Here is an 18,329-nt window from a genome sequence, read left to right on the forward strand (position 1 = left end):
TCAGACCAGGTAGTCCGAGAGGCCGCGCGGCACGTACTTCCCGCGCCCCGGACGCCCGGTGTACTCGCCGTTCCGGGAGATCACCTCGCCGCGGGAGATGACCGTGTCGACCTTGCCGTCGATCTCCCAGCCCTCCCAGGCGGAGTAGTCCATGTTCATGTGGTGTGTCTCGACGCTGATCCGGGTGCGCCCGTTCGGGTCGTAGAGCACGATGTCGGCGTCCGAGCCCGGCGCGATGATGCCCTTCTTCGGGTAGAGGCCGAACATCCGGGCCGGCGTCGTCGCGATCGTCTCCACCCAGCGGGCCAGCGACAGCTTCCCGTCGACCACGCCTTGATAGAGCAGGTCGACGCGGTGTTCCACGCTGCCGATGCCGTTCGGGATCTTGGAGAAGTCGCCGATGCCCATCTCCTTCTGGTCCTTCATGCAGAACGGGCAGTGGTCGGTCGAGACCACGGAGAGGTCGTTGGTGCGCAGGCCCTGCCACAGGTCGGCGCGGTGACTCTCCTTGCCGCTGCGCAGCGGCGTCGAGCAGACCCACTTGGCGCCGTCGAAGCCGGGCGCGCCGAGCTGGTCCTCCAGGGTCAGGTAGAGGTACTGCGGGCAGGTCTCGGCGAACACGTTGCGGCCCAGGTCACGGGCGTTGCGCACCTGTTCCAGGGCCTTCGACGCGGACAGGTGCACGATGTAGAGCGGACAGTCCGCGGCGACACTGGCCAGCCAGATGGCCCGGCTGGTGGCTTCCGCCTCCAACTCCTGCGGGCGCGTCAGCCCGTGAAAGACCGGGTCGGTTTCCCCGCGCTGGAGCGCCTGCTTCACCAGTACGTCGATGGCCGGCCCGTTCTCGGCATGCATCATGATCATCGCGCCGTTGTCGCGGGCCTTCTGCATCGCGCGCAGGATCTGCCCGTCGTCGGAGTAGAAGACCCCCGGGTACGCCATGAACAGCTTGAAGCTGGTGATCCCCTCGCCGGCCACGAGCTGGTCCATGGCCTTGAGCGAGTCGTCGTCGACGCCACCGACGATCATGTGGAAGCCGTAGTCGACGTGGCACTGGCCGGCCGTCTTGCCGTGCCACGCGGCCAGGCCGTCCTGCACCACCTCGCCGTACCGCTGGATGGCGAAGTCGATGATCGTGGTGGTGCCACCGATCGCCGCGGCCTTGGTTCCGGTGTCGAACGTGTCGCTGGCCTCGGTGCCGCCGAACGGCATCTGCATGTGGGTGTGCGCGTCGATCGCGCCCGGGATCACGTACTTCCCGGCCGCGTCGATGACCTCGGGGCCGTCCGGCGCACTGCCCGGCGCGAACAGCGCGACGATCTTCTCGCCGTCGATCAGCACGTCAGCGGCCACCGGACCGGTCGGGCTCACCACCGTCCCGCCCTTGATCAGCGTGCTCATGACAGTGCCTCCGTTGCCATGCTCTTCCGGCCCTCACGGATCAGGCCGCGGTCACCACGCGGTTCGCTCAGTTCGGTGCAGGCGATCATGGCTGCACCAGGCGGTCGTAGCTGTCCGGCCGGCGGTCGCGGTAGAACTGCCAGCGGTCGCGCACCGTCTTGAGCAGGCTCAGGTCCAGGTCTCGGACGATCAATTCGGGGTTGTGGGTGTCCGCGACGTCGCCGACGAACTTGCCCTCCGGGTCGACGAAGTAGGTCTGGCCGTAGAAGTCGTTGTCGCCCAGCTCCTCGACGCCGACCCGGTTGATCGCGCCGATGAAGTACTCGTTGGCCACCGCGCTCGCCGGCTGTTCCAGCTGCCAGAGGTACGACGACAGGCCGCGGCTGGTGGCCGACGGGTTGAAGACGATCTGCGCCCCGTTGAGGCCCAGCGCCCGCCAGCCCTCCGGGAAGTGCCGGTCGTAGCAGATGTAGACCCCGACCCGGCCGACCGCGGTGTCGAAGACCGGGTAACCGAGGTTGCCGGGGCGGAAGTAGAACTTCTCCCAGAAGCCCTTGACCTGCGGAATGTGGTTCTTGCGGTACTTGCCGAGGTACCGGCCGTCGGCGTCGATCACCGCGGCGGTGTTGTAGAGGACGCCCTCCTGCTCCTGCTCGTACATCGGCAGGACCATCACCATGCCCAGCTCGGCCGCGAGCGCCTGGAACCGCTCGGTCGTCGGGCCCGGGATCGACTCGGCGTACTCGTAGAACTGAGCGTCCTGGACCTGGCAGAAATACGGCCCGTAGAACAGCTCCTGGAAGCAGATCACCTTTGCGCCCTGGGCGGCGGCGTCACGGGCGTAATCCTCGTGCGCCTTGATCATCGATTCCTTGTCGCCGGTCCAATTCGTTTGGACCAAGGCGGCGCGGACGACTCCGGTCGTCATTTGCGGCCCCTCTCATGTGATCTTTCTCGGATGGCCAGCACGCGCAGTGCGCCACGACAGCGCCTGTGATCGTGTGTCTACTCCCTGCGATAACCCCAGCGCTAGACCTTGCCTCGAAGCGCCTGATGCCGTAGGACCTTAACGACACACATTCAAGCGAACAATTGCTGATACGTAACCGATTGTTTCGGAGAGGTAATTTGCTTCCGCTGATCACGGGGGCGGTCGAGGACCGCAGCGCCCGGGGAATCGCCGCGGCCATGAGCCGATTGATCACCGCCGGTCGATTGCCGCCCGGCGAGCGGCTGCCGACCGTGCGCGCCGTCGCCGGGTCGCTCGGCGTGAGCCCGACGACGGTCAGTGAGGCCTGGCGCAACCTCACCCTGGCCGGCGCGATCCACACCAGAGGCAGATCCGGCACGTACGTCGCGGGCCCGTCCCCGCCGCGCTTCACCCGCCTCGGAAGATCGCCCGTCACGCTCGCGCTCGACCTGTCCACCGGCGTGCCCGACCCGGCGCTGCTGCCCGACCTGAGCGACGCGTTACGTCGCGCCGGCGACGGCCGCTGGGCCGGCAGCTACCTCGACGAACCGGTCCTGCCCCGGCTGGAGGAGGTGCTCCGCGAGCGCTGGCCGTTCCCGCCCGAACGCCTCACCGTGGTCGACGGCGCCCTCGACGCGCTGGACCGGATCATCACGGCGACCCTGCGTTACGGCGACCACGTGCTCGTCGAGAACCCCACCTTCCCGCCCCTGCTCGACCTGCTGCAGTCCGTCGGCGCGACCGTGCTCGGCGTGCCGCTCGACGAGTCCGGGATGGACCCCGCCGTGCTGCGCACGCTGATCGCCGACCGGCGTCCGGTCGCGCTGTTCCTGCAGCCCCGGGCCCAGAACCCGACCGGCGTGAGCATGACCCCGAAACGGGCCGCGGCGATCGCCCGGATCCTGCGGGACGCCCCGCACCTGCTCGTCGTCGAGGACGACCACGCCGGGGACATCGCCGGCGCGCCGCCGATCAGCCTCGGGGCGTACCTGCCGCGGCGGGTCGTGCACGTGGCCAGCTTCTCCAAGTCGCACGGCCCCGACCTGCGCCTCGCCGCGATGGGCGGGCCGGCCGCCGTGGTCGAGCAGGTGATCGAGCGGCGGCTGCTCGGGCCCGGCTGGTCCAGCCGGCTCCTGCAGGGCGTGCTGCTCGACCTGCTCACCTCGGCGAAGGTGGCGGACCGGGTGGCGGCGGCCCGCAACACCTACGCGGAGCGACGGGTCGCGCTGCTCCACGCGCTGCGCGAGCGCGGCGTGACGGCCTCCGCAGCCGACGGGATCAACCTGTGGATGTCCGTTCCGGATCAGCAGAACGCGATGGTGACCCTGGCCGCGCACGGCATCGGGGCCGCACCCGGGACGCCGTTCCTGGTCACCCCGCTCGGCCGCGACCACCTGCGGCTCACCGCCGGACTGGTCGCCGGCGGGTACGACGACCTGGCCGGGGCGCTCGCGTCGGCCGCCATCCAACTCGGTCGCGGCAGCGGACCCCGTGGTCGCGGCCACCCCCGTGGACTGATGTGAGGTGTTTGCGATGTCCCTTCTGGATCGTCACCGCGCCGTCATGCCGGCCTGGATGCCGGTGTACTACGGCGACGACGCGCTGGAGATCGTCTCCGGCTCGGGCCGCCGGGTCACCGACGCGAACGGTCGCTCCTACCTGGACTTCTTCGGCGGCGTACTGACCACGATGATCGGTTACGACATCGCCGAGATCAGCGACGCGGTCCGGGCGCAGCTCGGCACCGGCGTCGCCCACACCTCGACGCTCTACCTGATCCGGCAGCAGGTCGAGCTGGCCGAGAAGATCGCCCGGCTCTCCGGGATCCCCGACGCGCGCGTGTTCTTCACCAACTCCGGGACCGAGGCCAACGAGTCGGCGCTGCTCTTCGCGACGAACGCGCGCCGATCCAACGAGGTCCTGGCGATCAAGAACGGCTACCACGGGCGTACGTTCGCGACGATGGCCGTCACCGGTCACCGCGGCTGGTCGTCGAGCTCGCTGAGCCCGCTCACCGTGCACTGGCTCGCCTCGGCCGACCGGCTGCGCGGACGAATGACCGGTATGTCCGACAGTGATCTGCTCGACGCGGCCGTCGACGATCTGCGGGAGGTGCTCGCGACGGTCACCGCGGGTGACGTGGCCGGGCTGATCGCCGAGCCGGTCCAGGGCGTCGGTGGGTTCGTCGCCGGGCCGGACGGGCTGCTCGGGGCGTACCGGAAAATCCTCGACGAACACGGCATCCTGCTGATCGCCGACGAGGTGCAGACCGGCTGGGGGCGGACCGGCGATCACTTCTGGGGCTATCAGGCGCACGGCGTCACCCCGGACCTGATCACGTTCGCCAAGGGGATCGGCAACGGGTTCGCGCTCGGCGGCGTCGTCGGCCGCGCCGAGATCATGAACGCGGTGGCGGCGAACAGCTTCTCCACGTTCGGCGGCAACCCGATCAGCGCCGCCGCGGGCAATGCCGTCCTCGACTACGTCCTCTCGCACGACCTGCAGGAGAACGCCCGCCGGACGGGCGCGATCCTGCTCGCCGGGCTGCGCGGCCTGACCTGCGACGTGGTCGGCGAGGTCCGCGGGCGTGGCCTGATGATCGGCGTCGAGTTCGTCCGCCCCGGCACCACCGAACCCGACCCGGCGACCACGGTCCGCGTCTTCGACCTGTGCCGGCGGGGCGGCCTGCTCGTCGGCAAGGGTGGTCTCTACGGCAACGTCCTGAGGATGGGCCCGCCGTTGACGCTCACCGAGGAGGAGGCCCGTGAGGGGCTGGCGATCCTGCGCGACGCGATAGCCGCAGCGGACGCGGAGTCCCGCATCGCCTGACCGATTCGGCCCGGCGCCCGGCCTGGTGCCGGGCGCCGGTGCGCATCCACGAGCCGTCCACCGGCCGTAACGTCCTGGCCGCGAAGATCCCCGTCCATCTGCACGACGAGGAGGGCGTCCAGGGCGTCGCCCACCGACCGCGGCAGGTGCTGCCACGCCGGCGGCGAGATCGATTCGACCGCTCGGGGAACCTGTTCCTCTCCACCGGCGACGACACCCGGGAGCCTCTCCGCTCCCGGCGCACGACCATGGCGGTGCCAGATTTGTCGGGATTCAGTGATGTCTATTATCCAGCGATTGTTCACCAATCCTTTGTTGACACACACGCAGAGTAGTTTGATCAACACTTAGAGTGACTGATTGGGAAACGCCAGGTTAACGACGGCGGAACCTTGTACATGTTCCGTTCGTGCTATGGCCGTGGGGTGGGTGGATCATTCACGATCACGCACGTGACTGAAACATCCGTGATCCTCGCACTGGTGGTCGTGACGGCACTCGCCTTCGACTTCACCAACGGGTTCCACGACACGGCGAACGCGATGGCCACCTCCATCGCCACCAAGGCCCTACGGCCCAAAACCGCCGTAGCCCTCTCCGGTGTTCTCAACCTGATCGGCGCGTTCCTCTCCGTGGAGGTCGCCCTCACCGTCACCAACGCGGTGGTGAAGATCCAGGACAAGTCCGGCGCGCCCAAAGCCGAACTGCTCGCCCACGGTGGGTCCGGGCTCCTGCTGATCGTGCTGGCCGGCCTCGTCGGCGGCATCGTGTGGAACCTGCTGACCTGGCTCATCGGCCTGCCCTCCAGCTCCTCGCACGCCCTGTTCGGCGGGCTGATCGGCGCGACCGTCGCCGGGCTCGGCTGGGCCGGCGTCAACTGGAACGGCGACGGGTCGAAGCTCGACGGAGTCGTCGGCAAGGTGCTGCTCCCCGCCGTCCTGTCACCGGTCATCGCAGCCGTCGTCGCGGCCGGCGGCACCTGGCTGATCTTCAAGGTCACCAACGGGATCGCGGCCCGCTTCACCGACCGTGGCTTCAAATGGGGTCAGATCGGCTCGGCCTCGCTGGTCTCGCTCGCCCACGGCACCAACGACGCGCAGAAGACGATGGGCGTGATCACGCTCGCCCTGATCGCCAGCGGCGACTGGAGCGACACCAAGAACATCCCGCTCTGGGTCAAGGTGGCGTGCGCCGTGGCGATCGCGGCCGGCACCTACCTCGGGGGCTGGCGGATCATCCGAACCCTCGGCAAAGGTCTGACCGACATCAACCCGGCGCAGGGCACCGCCGCCCAGTCCGGTGCGGCCGCCGTCATCCTCGCCTCCAGCCAGCTCGGCTTCGCGCTCTCCACCACACACGTCGCCACCGGCTCGGTGCTCGGCTCCGGCCTCGGCCGGCCCGGCGCCACGGTCCGCTGGGCCGTCGCCGGCCGGATGGTCGCCGCCTGGCTGATCACGCTGCCCGCGGCCGGCCTGATCGGCGCCGGGATGTGGTGGATCGGACACCTGATCGGCGGCCCGGCCGGAGCGATCGTGGTGTTCCTGCTGCTGGTCGCCGCGTCCGTGGCGATGTGGCTGCGCTCCCGCACTCAGCAGGTCTCCGCGGAGAACGTCAACGACGACTGGGAACCCGCGCCGGCCCCGACGGCCATCGACCCGGCCGTCACCGAAGCCGTCCGCGTCGTCGCGGCGAAGTGAACGGAGGCGACATGCACAACCTCGGATTCGCGCTGGACGGCGCGTGGCGCGTCCTGCTCGCCGGACTGGTCCTCGGCGCCGGGCTGCCGGTGCTGTTCGCGCTCGGCATCAGGTCCCTGGCCTGGGGCGCGGGCGAAGCGTCGGTCAACGCCAGCGGGGTCACGGCCGGGACACGGCGGCCGCTCGGGACCGCCCTCGGGTATCTCCTGTTCGCGGTCGTGGTCGTCGGCGTGCTGCTGGGGCTGACCTTCATCGTGGCCAGCGGTTTCGGCAACAAGCTCAGCTTCGACCACATCTACCCGACGATCGTCGCCAAGTAGGCGGGACACCTCAGCGCCGCGTGTCGCGGCCCGGGGCGGCGGCTCAGGTCGCTCTCCCCGGGCCGGGCGCGCGGCGTTCGTCGTTGCTCGCGGTGGCTGCCGCGCCCGGCCGGGGGCGTGAGGCGCGCCGGGGATGAGACCCGGCGCGGCGATCACGCTCGGCACGGGCTGGACTCGCCGCGGGCGGTCGGGAGGCTGCTCGGGCCGGGCTTGTCCGGGCATGGGCGGTCGGGTTGCCCCGGCGGGTGGGGCTTTCTCGGGCGGGTGGGTGGAAGGCCGTACCCGAGCCAGGGTTTGATCTTGGAATGGGGCCCGGCGGCGGACCGCCGGGCCGTGGGGGTGCGGGTCAGGCGAGGCTGCGGGCGAGCACGCCGATGTCGGTCTGGTCGGTGAAGAGGCCGTCGATGCCGGTGCGCAGGAACGTGATCTGCTCGTCGATCGCCTTGCCGTAGGCGTTCGGGTCGGTGCCGACCTTCAGCTCCGTCGGCAGGAACGTGTTCTCGGCGCGGAACGTGTACGGGATGACCTTGAGACCGGCCCGGTGCGCGTCCTCGACCAGGCTCGTCGGCGCGGCCAAGGTGCCGTCGGCGTTGCGCGGGATGATCTGGGACTTGTCCGGGCCGAGGCCGTCGACGTACTCCGACAGCTCCTTGAGACCGGCCGGGGTCAGGTAGTCCGCGTACGTGCGGGTGTCGTTGAACGGCGTGCCGGACGCGCTGCTCAGGAACACCAGCGGCACCTCGACGCGGTACTGGTCGGCGAGCGTCCTCAGGTTCTTCGCCTCGAACGACTGGATGAAGACCTTCGCGCCCCGGCGGTCCAGCCCGTTACGGCGCAGGATCTTGACGAGCGGGGTCTCCAGTTCCAGGCCGAGGTTGCGGAAGAACGTCGGGTGCTTCGTCTCCGGGAAGACGCCGATGTCCCGGCCCAGCTCCTTGTTCAGGCGCTTGCGTAGGTCCAGCAACTCCTGGAAGGTCGGCACCTCGAACCGGCCGTCGAAAAGCGTGTTGTGCTGCCGGGTGCCGGGGATCCGCTCGACGGCGCGCAGCGTCTTCAGCTCGGCGAGCGTGAAATCCTGCGTCCACCAGCCGGTGACGCTGACACCGTCGAGGACGACGGTGCGCTTACGGTCGGCGAACTCCGGGTGCGAGGCGACGTTCGTGGTGCCGCCGATCTCCGGCTCGTGGCGGCAGACCAGGACGCCGTCCTTCGTGCTGACCAGGTCCGGCTCCATGTAGTCGGCGCCCATGCGGGCGGCCAGCTCGTACGACGCCAGGGTGTGCTCGGGACGGTAACCCGAGGCGCCCCGGTGCCCGACGACCAGCGTGGTCCCCGGCTTGCGGCCGCCCGGCTCCTCGTGCGCGAGCGCGGGGGAGGCGAGGGCCCCACCCAGCGCGGGAGCGGCGGCGGCCACCGCGCCGAAGCGCAGCACCTGACGGCGATCTGCCACTGTTCCTCCACGGATTCCTGGGTCCGGCCTCGGTGGCCGGATTCACCGAGAGGAAGTCCAGGTGACGCATTCGTCGCCCGGGCGACGATCTCGTGGCGTGTCCACTAACGGCCGGCCAATGGTCGTTCGCAGTCACCCGCGATGCCTCGAGGAGATCATGACGGGTTCAGCACCACGGCATCCCGGCCGCGCTCGGTGACGGGAGCAACCTGGACAGCCGGTACGACAAGAACCGGCGCGATCGTACGATCGGGGGCGTGCCCGGCTCCCTGCGTTCGCTGCTCGCGGAACCACGTCCCCCCGGCGCCCCTCCCGCCGGGCCGCGGGACTGGTTCCTCGCGGCGGCATGCGCGCTCATCGCCGTACTGGAAGGAATTGCTCGTCCTGACCTTCCGGGTGGCCTGGTCGCGCCGGTGGTCGCGGTCGTGCTCGCACCCACCCTGCTGATCCGGCGCAGCCACCCGCTGCTCGCGGTGGTCATCGCGTTCAGTGCCACCCTCCTCGCGCCGATCGCCACCGGCAACGTGCCGCCGGAGGAGTATTCGCTGGTCTACCTGCTGTTGCTGCTCTACGCGCTGTTCCGCTGGGGATCCGGCCGGGAGGCGGCGCTCGGGCTCGCGGTGATCGTCGTCAAGCAGGTCGTGTCGTTCGTGTCCGGGCAGGTCGACGCCAGTGACACGATCGGCGGGACGGCGTTGGCGCTCGCCGTGCTGGCGATCGGCGCGGCGGTGCGCTTCCGGACCGGCGCGCGGGCCCGTGAGCTGGAGCAGGTGCGTCTGCGCGAGCGTGAGCGCCTGGCCCGTGACCTGCACGACACGGTGGCGCACCACGTCTCGGCGATGGCGATCCGCGCGCAGGCGGGCCTGGCCACGGCAGCGTCGGATCCGGACGCGGCGGTCGACGCACTGCGCCTGATCGAGAACGAGGCGAAGGAGGCGCTGACCGAGATGCGCACGGTGGTTCGCGCGCTGCGCACCGACGAGCAGGACGCGCCGAGGCTCGCCGACCTGCCCGGTCTGACGGTCGGCGCTGGGCCGAAGGTCGCGGTCGACGTCCACGGTGACCTGGACTCAGTTCCTCCCGCCGTGGGCGCCGCGATCTATCGGATCGCTCAGGAGGCCGTCACCAACGCGCGGCGTCACGCGCGGGGTGCGACCCGCATCCTGATCCACGTGATGTCCGATGATGATCAGGTGCGCCTTTCTGTCACCGACGACGGCACGACGGTCAACGACAAACCGATCAGGGGGTACGGCATCAGCGGCATGAGGGAGCGCGCCGAGCTGCTCGGCGGCACGTGCACGGCCGGCCCGGGCGCCGAGCACGGCTGGCACGTGGAGGCGGTGCTGCCGGCGTGACCGTGCGTGTTCTCGTCGCGGACGATCAGGAGATCGTCCGTAGCGGCTTGACCATGATCCTGAACGCCCAGCCGGACATCCGGGTGGTGGGCGAGGCGGCGAACGGTCATCAGGCCGTGGAGCTGGCCCGGCGCCTGCGCCCGGACGTGTGCCTGCTCGACATCCGGATGCCGGGCGTCGACGGCATCCAGGCCACCCGTGAGCTGGCCGGACCCGGCGTCGCCGACCCCGTCGCGGTCGTCGTGATCACGACGTTCGACCTCGACGAGCACGTGTACGGGGCGTTGCGTGCGGGCGCCCGCGGCTTCCTGCTCAAGGAGGCCGGCTCCGAGCTGCTCGGGCAGGCGGTCCGGGCCGCCGCGGCCGGGGACGCGCTGATCGCGCCGGTGGTGACCGCGCGTCTGCTGCAGACGTTCGCGCGAGGCGGTGCGGGCGGCGGCCTGCGGCAGCCGTCCGACGGGCTGACCGAGCGGGAGGAGGAGGTGCTGCTCGCCGTCGCCGGTGGACGGACGAACAGCGAGATCGCCGCCGACCTCTACATCAGCCTCAGCACCGTGAAGACGCACGTGGCCAGCCTGATGTCCAAGCTCGGCGCCCGGAACCGGGTCGAGATCGCGATGTGGGCATACGAGAGCGGCCGGCGGTAACCGGCCGGAAGTACGGTTTCGAAAACCGTTCCAAAGAACGGTGCCGGCCCTTCTTCCGGCCGGTGTCAGCGGCCTTTCCAGCCGTCACCATCGACGCATGACGACGAATGCGGTCCACTACCGGCGCGGCACCTGGCGGATCCCGGCGGCCCTGATCGCCCTCAGCCTGGTGCCCTCGATCGCCGGGGTGTTCCGGCTCGGCCAACTGGCCACGAACGCCCCGGTCACCGCGGAGAACGCGCGCTTCTTCGCCATGCCGCTGCCGGTCGTCGCGCACATCGTGGGCGCGATCCTCTACGCCGTCGTCGGGGCGCTCCAGTTCGCGCCGGCGTTCCGGCGACGACGACCGCGCTGGCACCGGCTCGCCGGCCGGGTCCTGGTCGGGGCCGGCGTCATCGTGGCCGTCAGCGGGCTGTGGATGGCGGTCTTCTACGACGTGCCGCCGGTCGACGGCCCGGCCGTGGAGATCGAGCGCCTGATCGTCGGCACAGCGATGCTCGTCTCGCTGGTCCTGGCCGTGGCGGCGATCCGCCGACGGGACATCGCGCGCCACCGGGCTTGGATGATCCGCGCCTACGCGCTCGCCCTGGGGGCAGGCACGCAGGTGCTCACGCACCTTCCGTTCGCGATCGCCGGCGTTGCCCCCGGGGTGACCGGCCGCGCGGTCGCGATGGGCGCCGGCTGGGCCGTCAACGTCGTCGTGGCCGAGTGGATCATTCGTGGCCGCCCGGGCCTCCGCGCTCCCCGCCCGGCGTGACCCGATGAGCGAGCTCGCGAGCCGATCGAAAAGAACAAGTTCTCCGGCTCATCGCGACGCCGGAGAGCAACGGAGGCGGCGCGACGAGCCGGGCGGAGAACATGCGAAGGTCAGAGGCGCAGCTGCGGCCAGTCGAGCAAGCCTTCACCCAGGTCCCGGACGGTGGCGAGCAACCCCAGCCGAGCCCCCCGGATGTCCGGGTCCTCAGCCATCACCAGCACGTCGTCGAAGAACGTGCCGATCGGCTCGACCAGCCCGGCGGTCGCCGCCACGAACCGCGGCAGGTTCGGGTCGGACGGCAGGGCAACGGCGCTGACCGCCTCGTGCAGCGCCAGCTCGGCCGGCTCCTTGAGCAGGCTCACGTCGTACCCCGCCGGGGTTCCGTCGGGGACGATGCGCCGTGCCCGCTGGATCGCCGCGGCGACCGAGGTGAACGCCGGGTCGGTGACCGCGTCGGCCAGTTGGGCGAGCAGCGTGTCCGCCACCGACGGCCGGGCGTAGTGCGGCAGTACGGCCCGCACCCGGTCGACCGGCCGGCCCTCCTCGGTCAGCGCTTGTTCCAGCCGCTTGGCCAGGAAGTCGCCGACCGCGGTCAGCACTTCCGCGCTGACCGGCACCGGCTGGGTGGCCAGGGCCAGCGCGTCGACCAGTGACAGGGCGGCGAATTCCGGCGTGGACCGGTGCACCGCGAGCAGGCCGAGCACCGCGCGCCGGACCGCGAACGGGTCGCTGGACCCGGTCGGCAGCCCGACGGTCGCGGCCAGGCCGGCCACCAGGTCGAGCCGGTCGGCCAGGGACAGCAGGGCGCCCGGGAGCGTACGCGGCAGCGAGTCCCCGGTGTTGCGCGGCAGTTCCGCCTCGAAGATCGCCTCGGCGACCGCCCGTGACTCCCCGGCATGCAGCGCGTACTCCCGCGCCATCACCCCGGCCAGGCTGGTCATCTCGGTCACCAGCTGGGAGCCGAGGTCGAACTTGACCAGCTCGGCGGCGCGGGTCAGGGTCGGGGACGAGAGGCCGAGCCGTTCACCGAGGGTGAGCGCGAGCGCGGCGATCCGGCCCGCACGGTCGGCCATCGACCCGAGTCTGTCGGTGAACGTGAGCCGGCTCAGCCGGGCTTTCAGGTCGGCGAGCGGCGTGTCCAGGTCGGCGCGGTAGAAGAAGCGCGCGTCCTCGTACCGCGCGCGCAGCACCGCCTCGTTGCCGGAGCGGACCAGCTCGACGTCGACCGGTCCGTTCGCCACCGTGACGAACATCGGCAGCAGCTTGCCGTCCTCGTCGCGCACCGGCAGGTACCGCTGGTGTTTGCGCATCACCGTGGTCAGCACCGCGTCGGGCAGCGTCAGGTAGCCCTCGTCGAACGTGCCGAGCAGCGGCAGCGGCTGCTCCACCAGGTCGGTGATCTGGTCGATCAGCGCCGCCTCGCCGGTCACGTCGACCTTGCCGTCCGGGTAGACCAGGTCCTGCGCGCCGATCACGATCAGTTCGCGGCGGTCCTCGTGGTCGGCGACGATCCCGTTGACGCCGAGCGTCTCCAGGAACGTCTCGGCCGACGCGATGTCGACGACCGGCGGGTTCGCGGTGCGCAGCAGCCGGGTCCGCCGCCCGGCGGCGAGCGTGGAGACCGCGACCGGCACCACGTCGTCGCCCCAGAGCGCGGTCAGCCAGCGCAGCGGGCGGCTGAAGGTCAGCTTCGGGTCGTTCCACCGCATGTTCTTGGCCGAGCGCAGGCCGCCCGCGACCTTCGCCAGGACCTCGGCCAGCACCTGCGGCGCGGCCTGCCCGGTCTCCTGCTTGCGCAGCACGTGGTGCTCGGCGCCGTTGATCTCCTCGGTCGCCAGTTCCTCGACGGTGACGCCCTGCCCGCGCGCGAAGCCCTCGACCGCCTTCGCCGGGGCCTGCGTCTTCGGCCCGCGCACGGTCCGGACGTAGTCCTCCTCGCGCGCCGCGACCTCGTGCACGACGGCGATCAGCCGGCGCGGCGTGCCGAACACCCGGACGTCGCCGTGCGCCAGCCGCGTCCCGGCCAGCCCCTCGGTGACCAGGCGCAGCAGTTGCTCGCGGGCGTTACGCAGCTCGGCCGGCGGCAGTTCCTCGGCACCGATCTCGAACACCAGCGTCCGCGGCCGGTCCCCGGTCTGCACGGCCGCCGCCGGCCGGGCCGGCGTCTTCTCGGCGGCCAGGCCGAGCGGATGTTCGAGCTCGGCGCGCCGGGACACCCACAGTTTCGCGACCTCACCGGCGAGCCGGCGCATCCGGCCGAACTCGGCGGCCCGCTCGGCGGTGGAGACCGCGCCGCGCGAGTCGAGCACGTTGAACGCCTGCGAGCACTTCAGCACGTAGCTGTGCGCGGGCACCGGCAGCCCGGCGTCGATCATCCGCTGCGCCTCGCCGGCGTAGAGGTCGAGCAGCTTGCGGTTCGCCTCGATGTCGGCGTCGTCCAGGTAGTAGCGGGACATCTCGTACTCCGCCTGGCCGAACACCTCGCCGTAGCTGACGCCCGGCGCGTACTCGATCTCCTTGAAGTGCTGCTTGTCCTGCAGCGCCATGATGATCCGCTCGATCCCGTAGGTGATCTCCACGGACACCGGGTCGAGGTTGATCCCACCGGCCTGCTGGAAGTAGGTGAACTGGGTGATCTCCAGCCCGTCCAGCCAGACCTCCCAGCCCAGACCCCAGGCGCCGAGCGCCGGCGAGGCCCAGTTGTCCTCGACGAACCGCACGTCGTGCGCCGCCACGTCGATGCCGATCGCGGCCAGGCTGCCGAGGTACAGTTCCTGCGGGTTGCCCGGGTCGGGCTTCAGGATCACCTGCAGCTGCGTGTGCGTCTGCAGCCGGTTCGGGTTCTCGCCGTAACGGGAGTCGTCGGGCCGCACGGACGGCTCGACGTAAACGACCCGCCACGGCTCGGGACCGAGCACGCGCAGGAAGGTGGCCGGGTTCAGGGTCCCCGCTCCGACCTCGGTGTTCATCGGCTGGACGATCAGAGCGCCGTGCTCCGTCCAGTAAGCCGTCAACCGGGCCAGAGCCTCCTGCATGGTGAGCATGCCGCGAAGTCTAGGGGGCGCGTGTCGACGCACGGTAAGCGATTACCTCCGGCGAGTCCGTGATCACCCCCAAGATCAAATTCAAGGGCCTTTTGTCCCCTCTCCGCTGAAGTCACCCTCCGCCGCTCCCGCGGGGACCCTTCCGGGCCTCGCAGGGCCGCGGGCGGCCCGGAACGCGAGGCCCGGAATGGCGGCCTCCGTGGCGGGTCGGGCTCAGGGCGGCAAACCGGCCCCACGGCGCCCGCCACCCGCAAGGCCGGCCCGTCGAAGCCCGCGAGCCGGGAGAGCGGGCCGCGCCGAGGAGTCTCCCGCGCCGGACATCGCGGACGGGCAATAAAGTTCCGCCTTCCGGGGAATACAGGCGGCCATGCTCGCCGGAGATCTTTACGCGTTTCAGGGACTGCTGTCCGACGACGAGGCCGCGACCGTGCAGCGGGTCCGCGACTTCCTCGAGGCCGAGGTCGTGCCGATCGCCAACGACTACTGGGCGCGGGCCGAGTTCCCGTCGCAGCTGGTCAAACGGTTCGCCGGGCTGGAACTGGCCGGGCGGGAACGGTCCTCGCTGCTCAACGGCTGGCTCGCGCTGGAGATGGCCCGCGCCGACGCGTCGATGGCCACGTTCTACGGCGTGCACGCCGGGCTCGCGATGGGCAGCATCCAGACGTGCGGCTCGCCCGAGCAGCGGGAACGCTGGCTGCCGGAGATGGCGGCGTTCGACCGGATCGGGGCGTTCGCGCTGACCGAGCCGACCGGTGGCTCCGACGTCGCCGCCGGGCTGCGCACCACCGCCCGGCGCGACGGCGACACCTGGATCCTCGACGGGCAGAAACGCTGGATCGGCAACGCCACCTTCGCCGACCTGATCGTCGTGTGGGCCCGCGACGTCGAGGACAACCAGGTCAAAGGCTTCGTGGTGCCCGGGGACGCGCCCGGCTTCACGGCCACCAAGATCGAGAACAAGATCGCGCTGCGGATCGTGCAGAACGCCGACCTCACGCTCACCGGCGTACGCGTCCCCGAAGCCGACCGGCTGCAGAACGCCAACTCGTTCAAGGACACCGCCAAGATCCTGCGCCAGACCCGCAGCGGCGTAGCGTGGGAGGCGGTCGGGGTGATGCTCGCGGCCTACGAGATCGCCCTGAAGTACGCCGGCGAGCGCGAACAGTTCGGCCGCCCGATCGCGAAGTTCCAGCTGGTCCAGGACCTGCTCGTGCGGATGCTCGGCAACGTGACCGGCGCGCTCGGCATGTGCGTCCGGCTGGCCCAGCTGCAGGACGCCGGCCAGTACCGTGACGAGCACTCGGCGCTGGCCAAGGCGTACTGCACCACCCGCATGCGCGAGGTCGTCGGCTGGGCCCGCGAGTTGCTCGCCGGCAACGGCATCGTCCTCGACTACGACATCGGCCGTTTCGTCGCCGACGCCGAGGCCCTCTACTCCTACGAGGGCACCCGCGAGATCAACACCCTGATCGTGGGCCGCGCGGTAACCGGCCACAGCGCCTTCGTCTGACCGTCCGCGACCCCGCAGCGCGGGCGGGGGTTCCGCCGGGCGTGGCCGGCCGCCCGGTCGACGTCGAAGATCAGTGCCTCGATCGGCGCCGGCGCAGTATCCCGGTCAGCGGGGTGGGTCGAGGCGGCGGGGGACGCAGTGGGGCGCCGGCACCGTCGCGCACCAGGCGGTCACCTCGGCCGGGCCGGCGAAGTCACCCAGCGCGACCGTCAGCCAGCTGCCTGCCTCGCCGGCCGGGTGTTTCAGGTCGGTGCTGCGGAGCAGGACCACCGGGTGCTCGTCGCTGGCCAGGGCCCGGCGCAGCTGCTGGTGCTCGGCGAGGACGGCGGCCGCGGCGGCCCGGGTGTCGGCCAGCTCGGCCGCGTATTGCCCGGTCAGGTCGATGCTCGCCAGGTCGTCACGGTGGGTGAACTCCAGCTCGGCCTGCGGGCCGGCGGCGTCGGGCCAGGGCTCGGGCCGCTGACCGAGGCCGGTGCGCGGCACGGCCGGCGGGGGCGCGAGCGACGCGGCGGCCGGCGCGCGGCCGAGCCGGGGCAGGACGACGGCGGCCACGGCGGCCGAGAAGAAGAGCGTGACCGCGGCGACGGTCAAATTTTTCCGGTACGCGATCACGGCGCTCACCTCGCCACCGACGGTAACCGCCCATCCGGTGGATCACCAGGACATACGCCGTTTTCAGTCGCACGGGAACCGGCTCGCACCCGAACTGCGACCACGCCCACCGCCGCCACGGCTCAACCCGGTCCGCTTCGTGCCGAACCTGGGGCCATGAGCGTGGGCAGCGGATTGGACACCGCGGGACCTCTGACCGAGGCCCCGGGTGGCATCGTCATGGAGCCGGATCGGCAGGTGCTGCTGCTGGCGGAACTGGTCGGCTTCATGACCAAGGACACCCCGTCGGTGCAGCACGTTCTCGACCTGATGACCCCGCATCTGCGGGAGATCGCCGGGCTGACCGCCGCCACGGTGTTCGAGCTCGACTCGGAGAGCGGCCTGATGGCCGCGACCGCCCAGTTCGGCGAGCCGGGCCGGCGTGACCAGATGGTCGCCGGCAAGGTGTTCCGCGCCGCCGCCGGTGGCCCGCCGGTGATCAGCGGGCAGCAGATGGCGATCCGGCTGCGCATCGGCGGCCAGACCGTCGGTGTGCTGCTGCTGACCGGGGACGCCCTGGCCGGGCTGCGCCCGGAGACCACCTCCACGGTCGCGCTGCACTTCGCCACCACGCTGCAGGGCCTCTTCGCCGAGAAGGCCCGCCAGTTCGTGGCGCACACCAGCGCGACGATCCAGGAGCTGTTCGAGAAGGGCATGACCGCGGGCAGTGTGGAGGAGGCGGCCGAGCTGCTGACCCACTCGTGCGCCACGGCGTTCCGCACCGAGCACGCCAGCCTGCACCTGATCGACAACGACGGGCGGATCCGGTACGTGTACGGCGTCGGCTGCCCCGACGAGCTCCTCGACCAGCTGCGGTCGAACCTGGTCGGCAGCCCGGCGATCGAGTCGGCGATCTGGCGCAGCACGATCGAGTCGGGTGAGCCGGTGCTGGTCAACGACGCGTCGACGGCGAAGACCCGGCCGGGTGGCGTGGCGAGGACGCTCGGGCTGGGTTCGTTCATCGCGATGCCGCTGATGACCGGGTTCGGAGCGGTCGGCATGGTGATGTGCGGTGACTCGTCGGGCCCCCGGGAGTGGAGCGGCCGGGACCGGATCCTGGCGCAGCAGCTCGCCGCCGAGGGCGCGCTGATCATGGACAGCGCCCGGATGCGTCAGGCCAACCAGCAGCACATGCAGGAGCTGACCCGGCAGGCGTTCCACGACTCGCTGACCGGGCTGCCGAACCGCAAGGCGCTGCTGGACCGCGGCGAGCAGGCGGTGGAGATCGCCATGGCGACCGGCACCCGGATGGCGTTGCTGCTGCTCGACCTGAACGGGTTCAAGCAGGTCAACGACACGATCGGGCATCACGCCGGCGACGTGCTGCTGCAGCTGGTGGCCAAGCGCCTGGACGCGCTGATCCGCAGGCCGGACCTGGTGGCGCGGCTCGGCGGTGACGAGTTCTCGGTGCTGGTCACCGCGAACCCGGACGACGAGGGCGCGGTGCGGGTCGGTGAGCGGATCTGTGAGCTGCTGCGCGAGCCGTTCGAGATCGACGGGCGCCCGGTGCGGATCGGGGCGAGCATCGGGGTGGCGTCGTTCCCGCGGCACGCGATCGAGTTCGGCGCGCTGATGAAGGACGCGGACGCCTCGATGTACCAGGCGAAGCGGGGCGGCGGGGGAGTACACCTGACCGCGTGAGACCCAGGTGAGGAACAGGGCCCGGCCGGCTGGCCGGGCCCTGTTGCGTTCCTG

14 protein-coding genes are annotated in these 18,329 nt (G+C 70.9%); 9 read left to right on the forward strand and 5 right to left on the reverse strand.

Translation table 11 applies throughout. From position 1 onward, the window contains the following. Positions 1-1,401: a dihydropyrimidinase gene (gene hydA / locus ACH442_RS04575; protein WP_396121187.1), complete on the reverse strand. Its 1,401-nt coding sequence runs from the start codon at positions 1,399-1,401 to the stop codon at positions 1-3. A gap of 85 nt (positions 1,402-1,486) precedes the next feature. Next, positions 1,487-2,329 (reverse strand): nitrilase-related carbon-nitrogen hydrolase, encoded by an 843-nt coding sequence (locus tag ACH442_RS04580; protein ID WP_396121188.1) that lies wholly within the window; start codon positions 2,327-2,329, stop codon positions 1,487-1,489. 200 nt (positions 2,330-2,529) lie between these two features. On the opposite strand from ACH442_RS04580, the gene ACH442_RS04585 reads away from it, so the two are divergent. The 4 genes from ACH442_RS04585 (at position 2,530) to ACH442_RS04600 (ending at position 7,217) form a co-directional block, all read left to right on the forward strand. Beyond that, on the forward strand, positions 2,530-3,894 hold the full coding sequence (locus ACH442_RS04585) for a PLP-dependent aminotransferase family protein (protein ID WP_396121189.1): 1,365 nt from the start codon (positions 2,530-2,532) through the stop codon (positions 3,892-3,894). 10 nt (positions 3,895-3,904) lie between these two features. Further along, positions 3,905-5,200, forward strand: coding sequence for an aspartate aminotransferase family protein (locus tag ACH442_RS04590; protein ID WP_396121190.1), 1,296 nt, complete (start codon positions 3,905-3,907; stop codon positions 5,198-5,200). A gap of 452 nt (positions 5,201-5,652) precedes the next feature. After that, the gene (locus ACH442_RS04595) at positions 5,653-6,897 is read left to right on the forward strand and encodes an anion permease (RefSeq protein ID WP_396121191.1); all 1,245 of its coding nucleotides are present in this window, start codon (positions 5,653-5,655) and stop codon (positions 6,895-6,897) included. Positions 6,898-6,908: 11 nt separating this feature from the next. Next, positions 6,909-7,217 carry a hypothetical protein gene (locus tag ACH442_RS04600; protein ID WP_396121192.1) on the forward strand — a complete coding sequence of 103 codons (309 nt, stop codon included), beginning with the start codon at positions 6,909-6,911 and terminating at the stop codon, positions 7,215-7,217. A gap of 346 nt (positions 7,218-7,563) precedes the next feature. On the opposite strand, the gene ACH442_RS04605 is transcribed toward ACH442_RS04600, so the two are convergent. Further along, positions 7,564-8,667 carry a glycerophosphodiester phosphodiesterase gene (locus ACH442_RS04605; protein ID WP_396121193.1) on the reverse strand — a complete coding sequence of 368 codons (1,104 nt, stop codon included), beginning with the start codon at positions 8,665-8,667 and terminating at the stop codon, positions 7,564-7,566. Between the two features lie 257 nt (positions 8,668-8,924). On the opposite strand from ACH442_RS04605, the gene ACH442_RS04610 reads away from it, so the two are divergent. The 3 genes from ACH442_RS04610 (at position 8,925) to ACH442_RS04620 (ending at position 11,429) form a co-directional block, all read left to right on the forward strand. Continuing rightward, on the forward strand, positions 8,925-10,025 hold the full coding sequence (locus ACH442_RS04610) for a sensor histidine kinase (RefSeq protein ID WP_396121194.1): 1,101 nt from the start codon (positions 8,925-8,927) through the stop codon (positions 10,023-10,025). Beyond that, positions 10,022-10,672 (forward strand): response regulator, encoded by a 651-nt coding sequence (locus ACH442_RS04615; protein ID WP_396121195.1) that lies wholly within the window; start codon positions 10,022-10,024, stop codon positions 10,670-10,672. The genes ACH442_RS04610 and ACH442_RS04615 overlap by 4 nt, the downstream gene beginning before the upstream one ends. Positions 10,673-10,769: 97 nt before the next feature. Further along, positions 10,770-11,429 (forward strand): DUF2306 domain-containing protein, encoded by a 660-nt coding sequence (locus ACH442_RS04620; RefSeq protein WP_396121196.1) that lies wholly within the window; start codon positions 10,770-10,772, stop codon positions 11,427-11,429. 110 nt (positions 11,430-11,539) lie between these two features. Here ACH442_RS04620 and ACH442_RS04625 read toward each other — a convergent pair whose 3' ends face one another. Next, positions 11,540-14,473 carry a glycine--tRNA ligase gene (locus ACH442_RS04625; RefSeq protein ID WP_396121197.1) on the reverse strand — a complete coding sequence of 978 codons (2,934 nt, stop codon included), beginning with the start codon at positions 14,471-14,473 and terminating at the stop codon, positions 11,540-11,542. Between the two features lie 367 nt (positions 14,474-14,840). On the opposite strand from ACH442_RS04625, the gene ACH442_RS04630 reads away from it, so the two are divergent. Continuing rightward, a complete protein-coding gene (locus ACH442_RS04630; RefSeq protein ID WP_396121198.1) occupies positions 14,841-15,983 on the forward strand; it encodes an acyl-CoA dehydrogenase family protein in 1,143 nt (380 codons plus the stop codon). 105 nt (positions 15,984-16,088) lie between these two features. On the opposite strand, the gene ACH442_RS04635 is transcribed toward ACH442_RS04630, so the two are convergent. Then, positions 16,089-16,604, reverse strand: coding sequence for a hypothetical protein (locus ACH442_RS04635; protein ID WP_396121199.1), 516 nt, complete (start codon positions 16,602-16,604; stop codon positions 16,089-16,091). Between the two features lie 147 nt (positions 16,605-16,751). On the opposite strand from ACH442_RS04635, the gene ACH442_RS04640 reads away from it, so the two are divergent. Beyond that, complete coding sequence (locus tag ACH442_RS04640) at positions 16,752-18,275, forward strand: diguanylate cyclase domain-containing protein (RefSeq protein ID WP_396121200.1); 1,524 nt, start codon at positions 16,752-16,754, stop codon at positions 18,273-18,275. Positions 18,276-18,329 lie beyond the last annotated feature (54 nt).

This window comes from Actinoplanes sp. NPDC020271 (genome assembly GCF_044388125.1).
Taxonomy (GTDB): Bacteria; Actinomycetota; Actinomycetes; order Mycobacteriales; family Micromonosporaceae; genus Actinoplanes.

Bases quoted from the DNA above. Each gene is read 5' to 3' on its own strand.
- ACH442_RS04625 (WP_396121197.1), bottom strand. From the start codon at position 14,473: ATGCTCACCATGCAGGAGGCTCTGGCCCGGTTGACGGCTTACTGGACG.
- ACH442_RS04640 (WP_396121200.1), top strand. From the start codon at position 16,752: ATGAGCGTGGGCAGCGGATTGGACACCGCGGGACCTCTGACCGAGGCC.
- ACH442_RS04590 (WP_396121190.1), top strand. From the start codon at position 3,905: ATGTCCCTTCTGGATCGTCACCGCGCCGTCATGCCGGCCTGGATGCCG.
- ACH442_RS04600 (WP_396121192.1), top strand. From the start codon at position 6,909: ATGCACAACCTCGGATTCGCGCTGGACGGCGCGTGGCGCGTCCTGCTC.
- hydA (WP_396121187.1), bottom strand. From the start codon at position 1,401: ATGAGCACGCTGATCAAGGGCGGGACGGTGGTGAGCCCGACCGGTCCG.
- ACH442_RS04630 (WP_396121198.1), top strand. From the start codon at position 14,841: ATGCTCGCCGGAGATCTTTACGCGTTTCAGGGACTGCTGTCCGACGAC.
- ACH442_RS04620 (WP_396121196.1), top strand. From the start codon at position 10,770: ATGACGACGAATGCGGTCCACTACCGGCGCGGCACCTGGCGGATCCCG.
- ACH442_RS04580 (WP_396121188.1), bottom strand. From the start codon at position 2,329: ATGACGACCGGAGTCGTCCGCGCCGCCTTGGTCCAAACGAATTGGACC.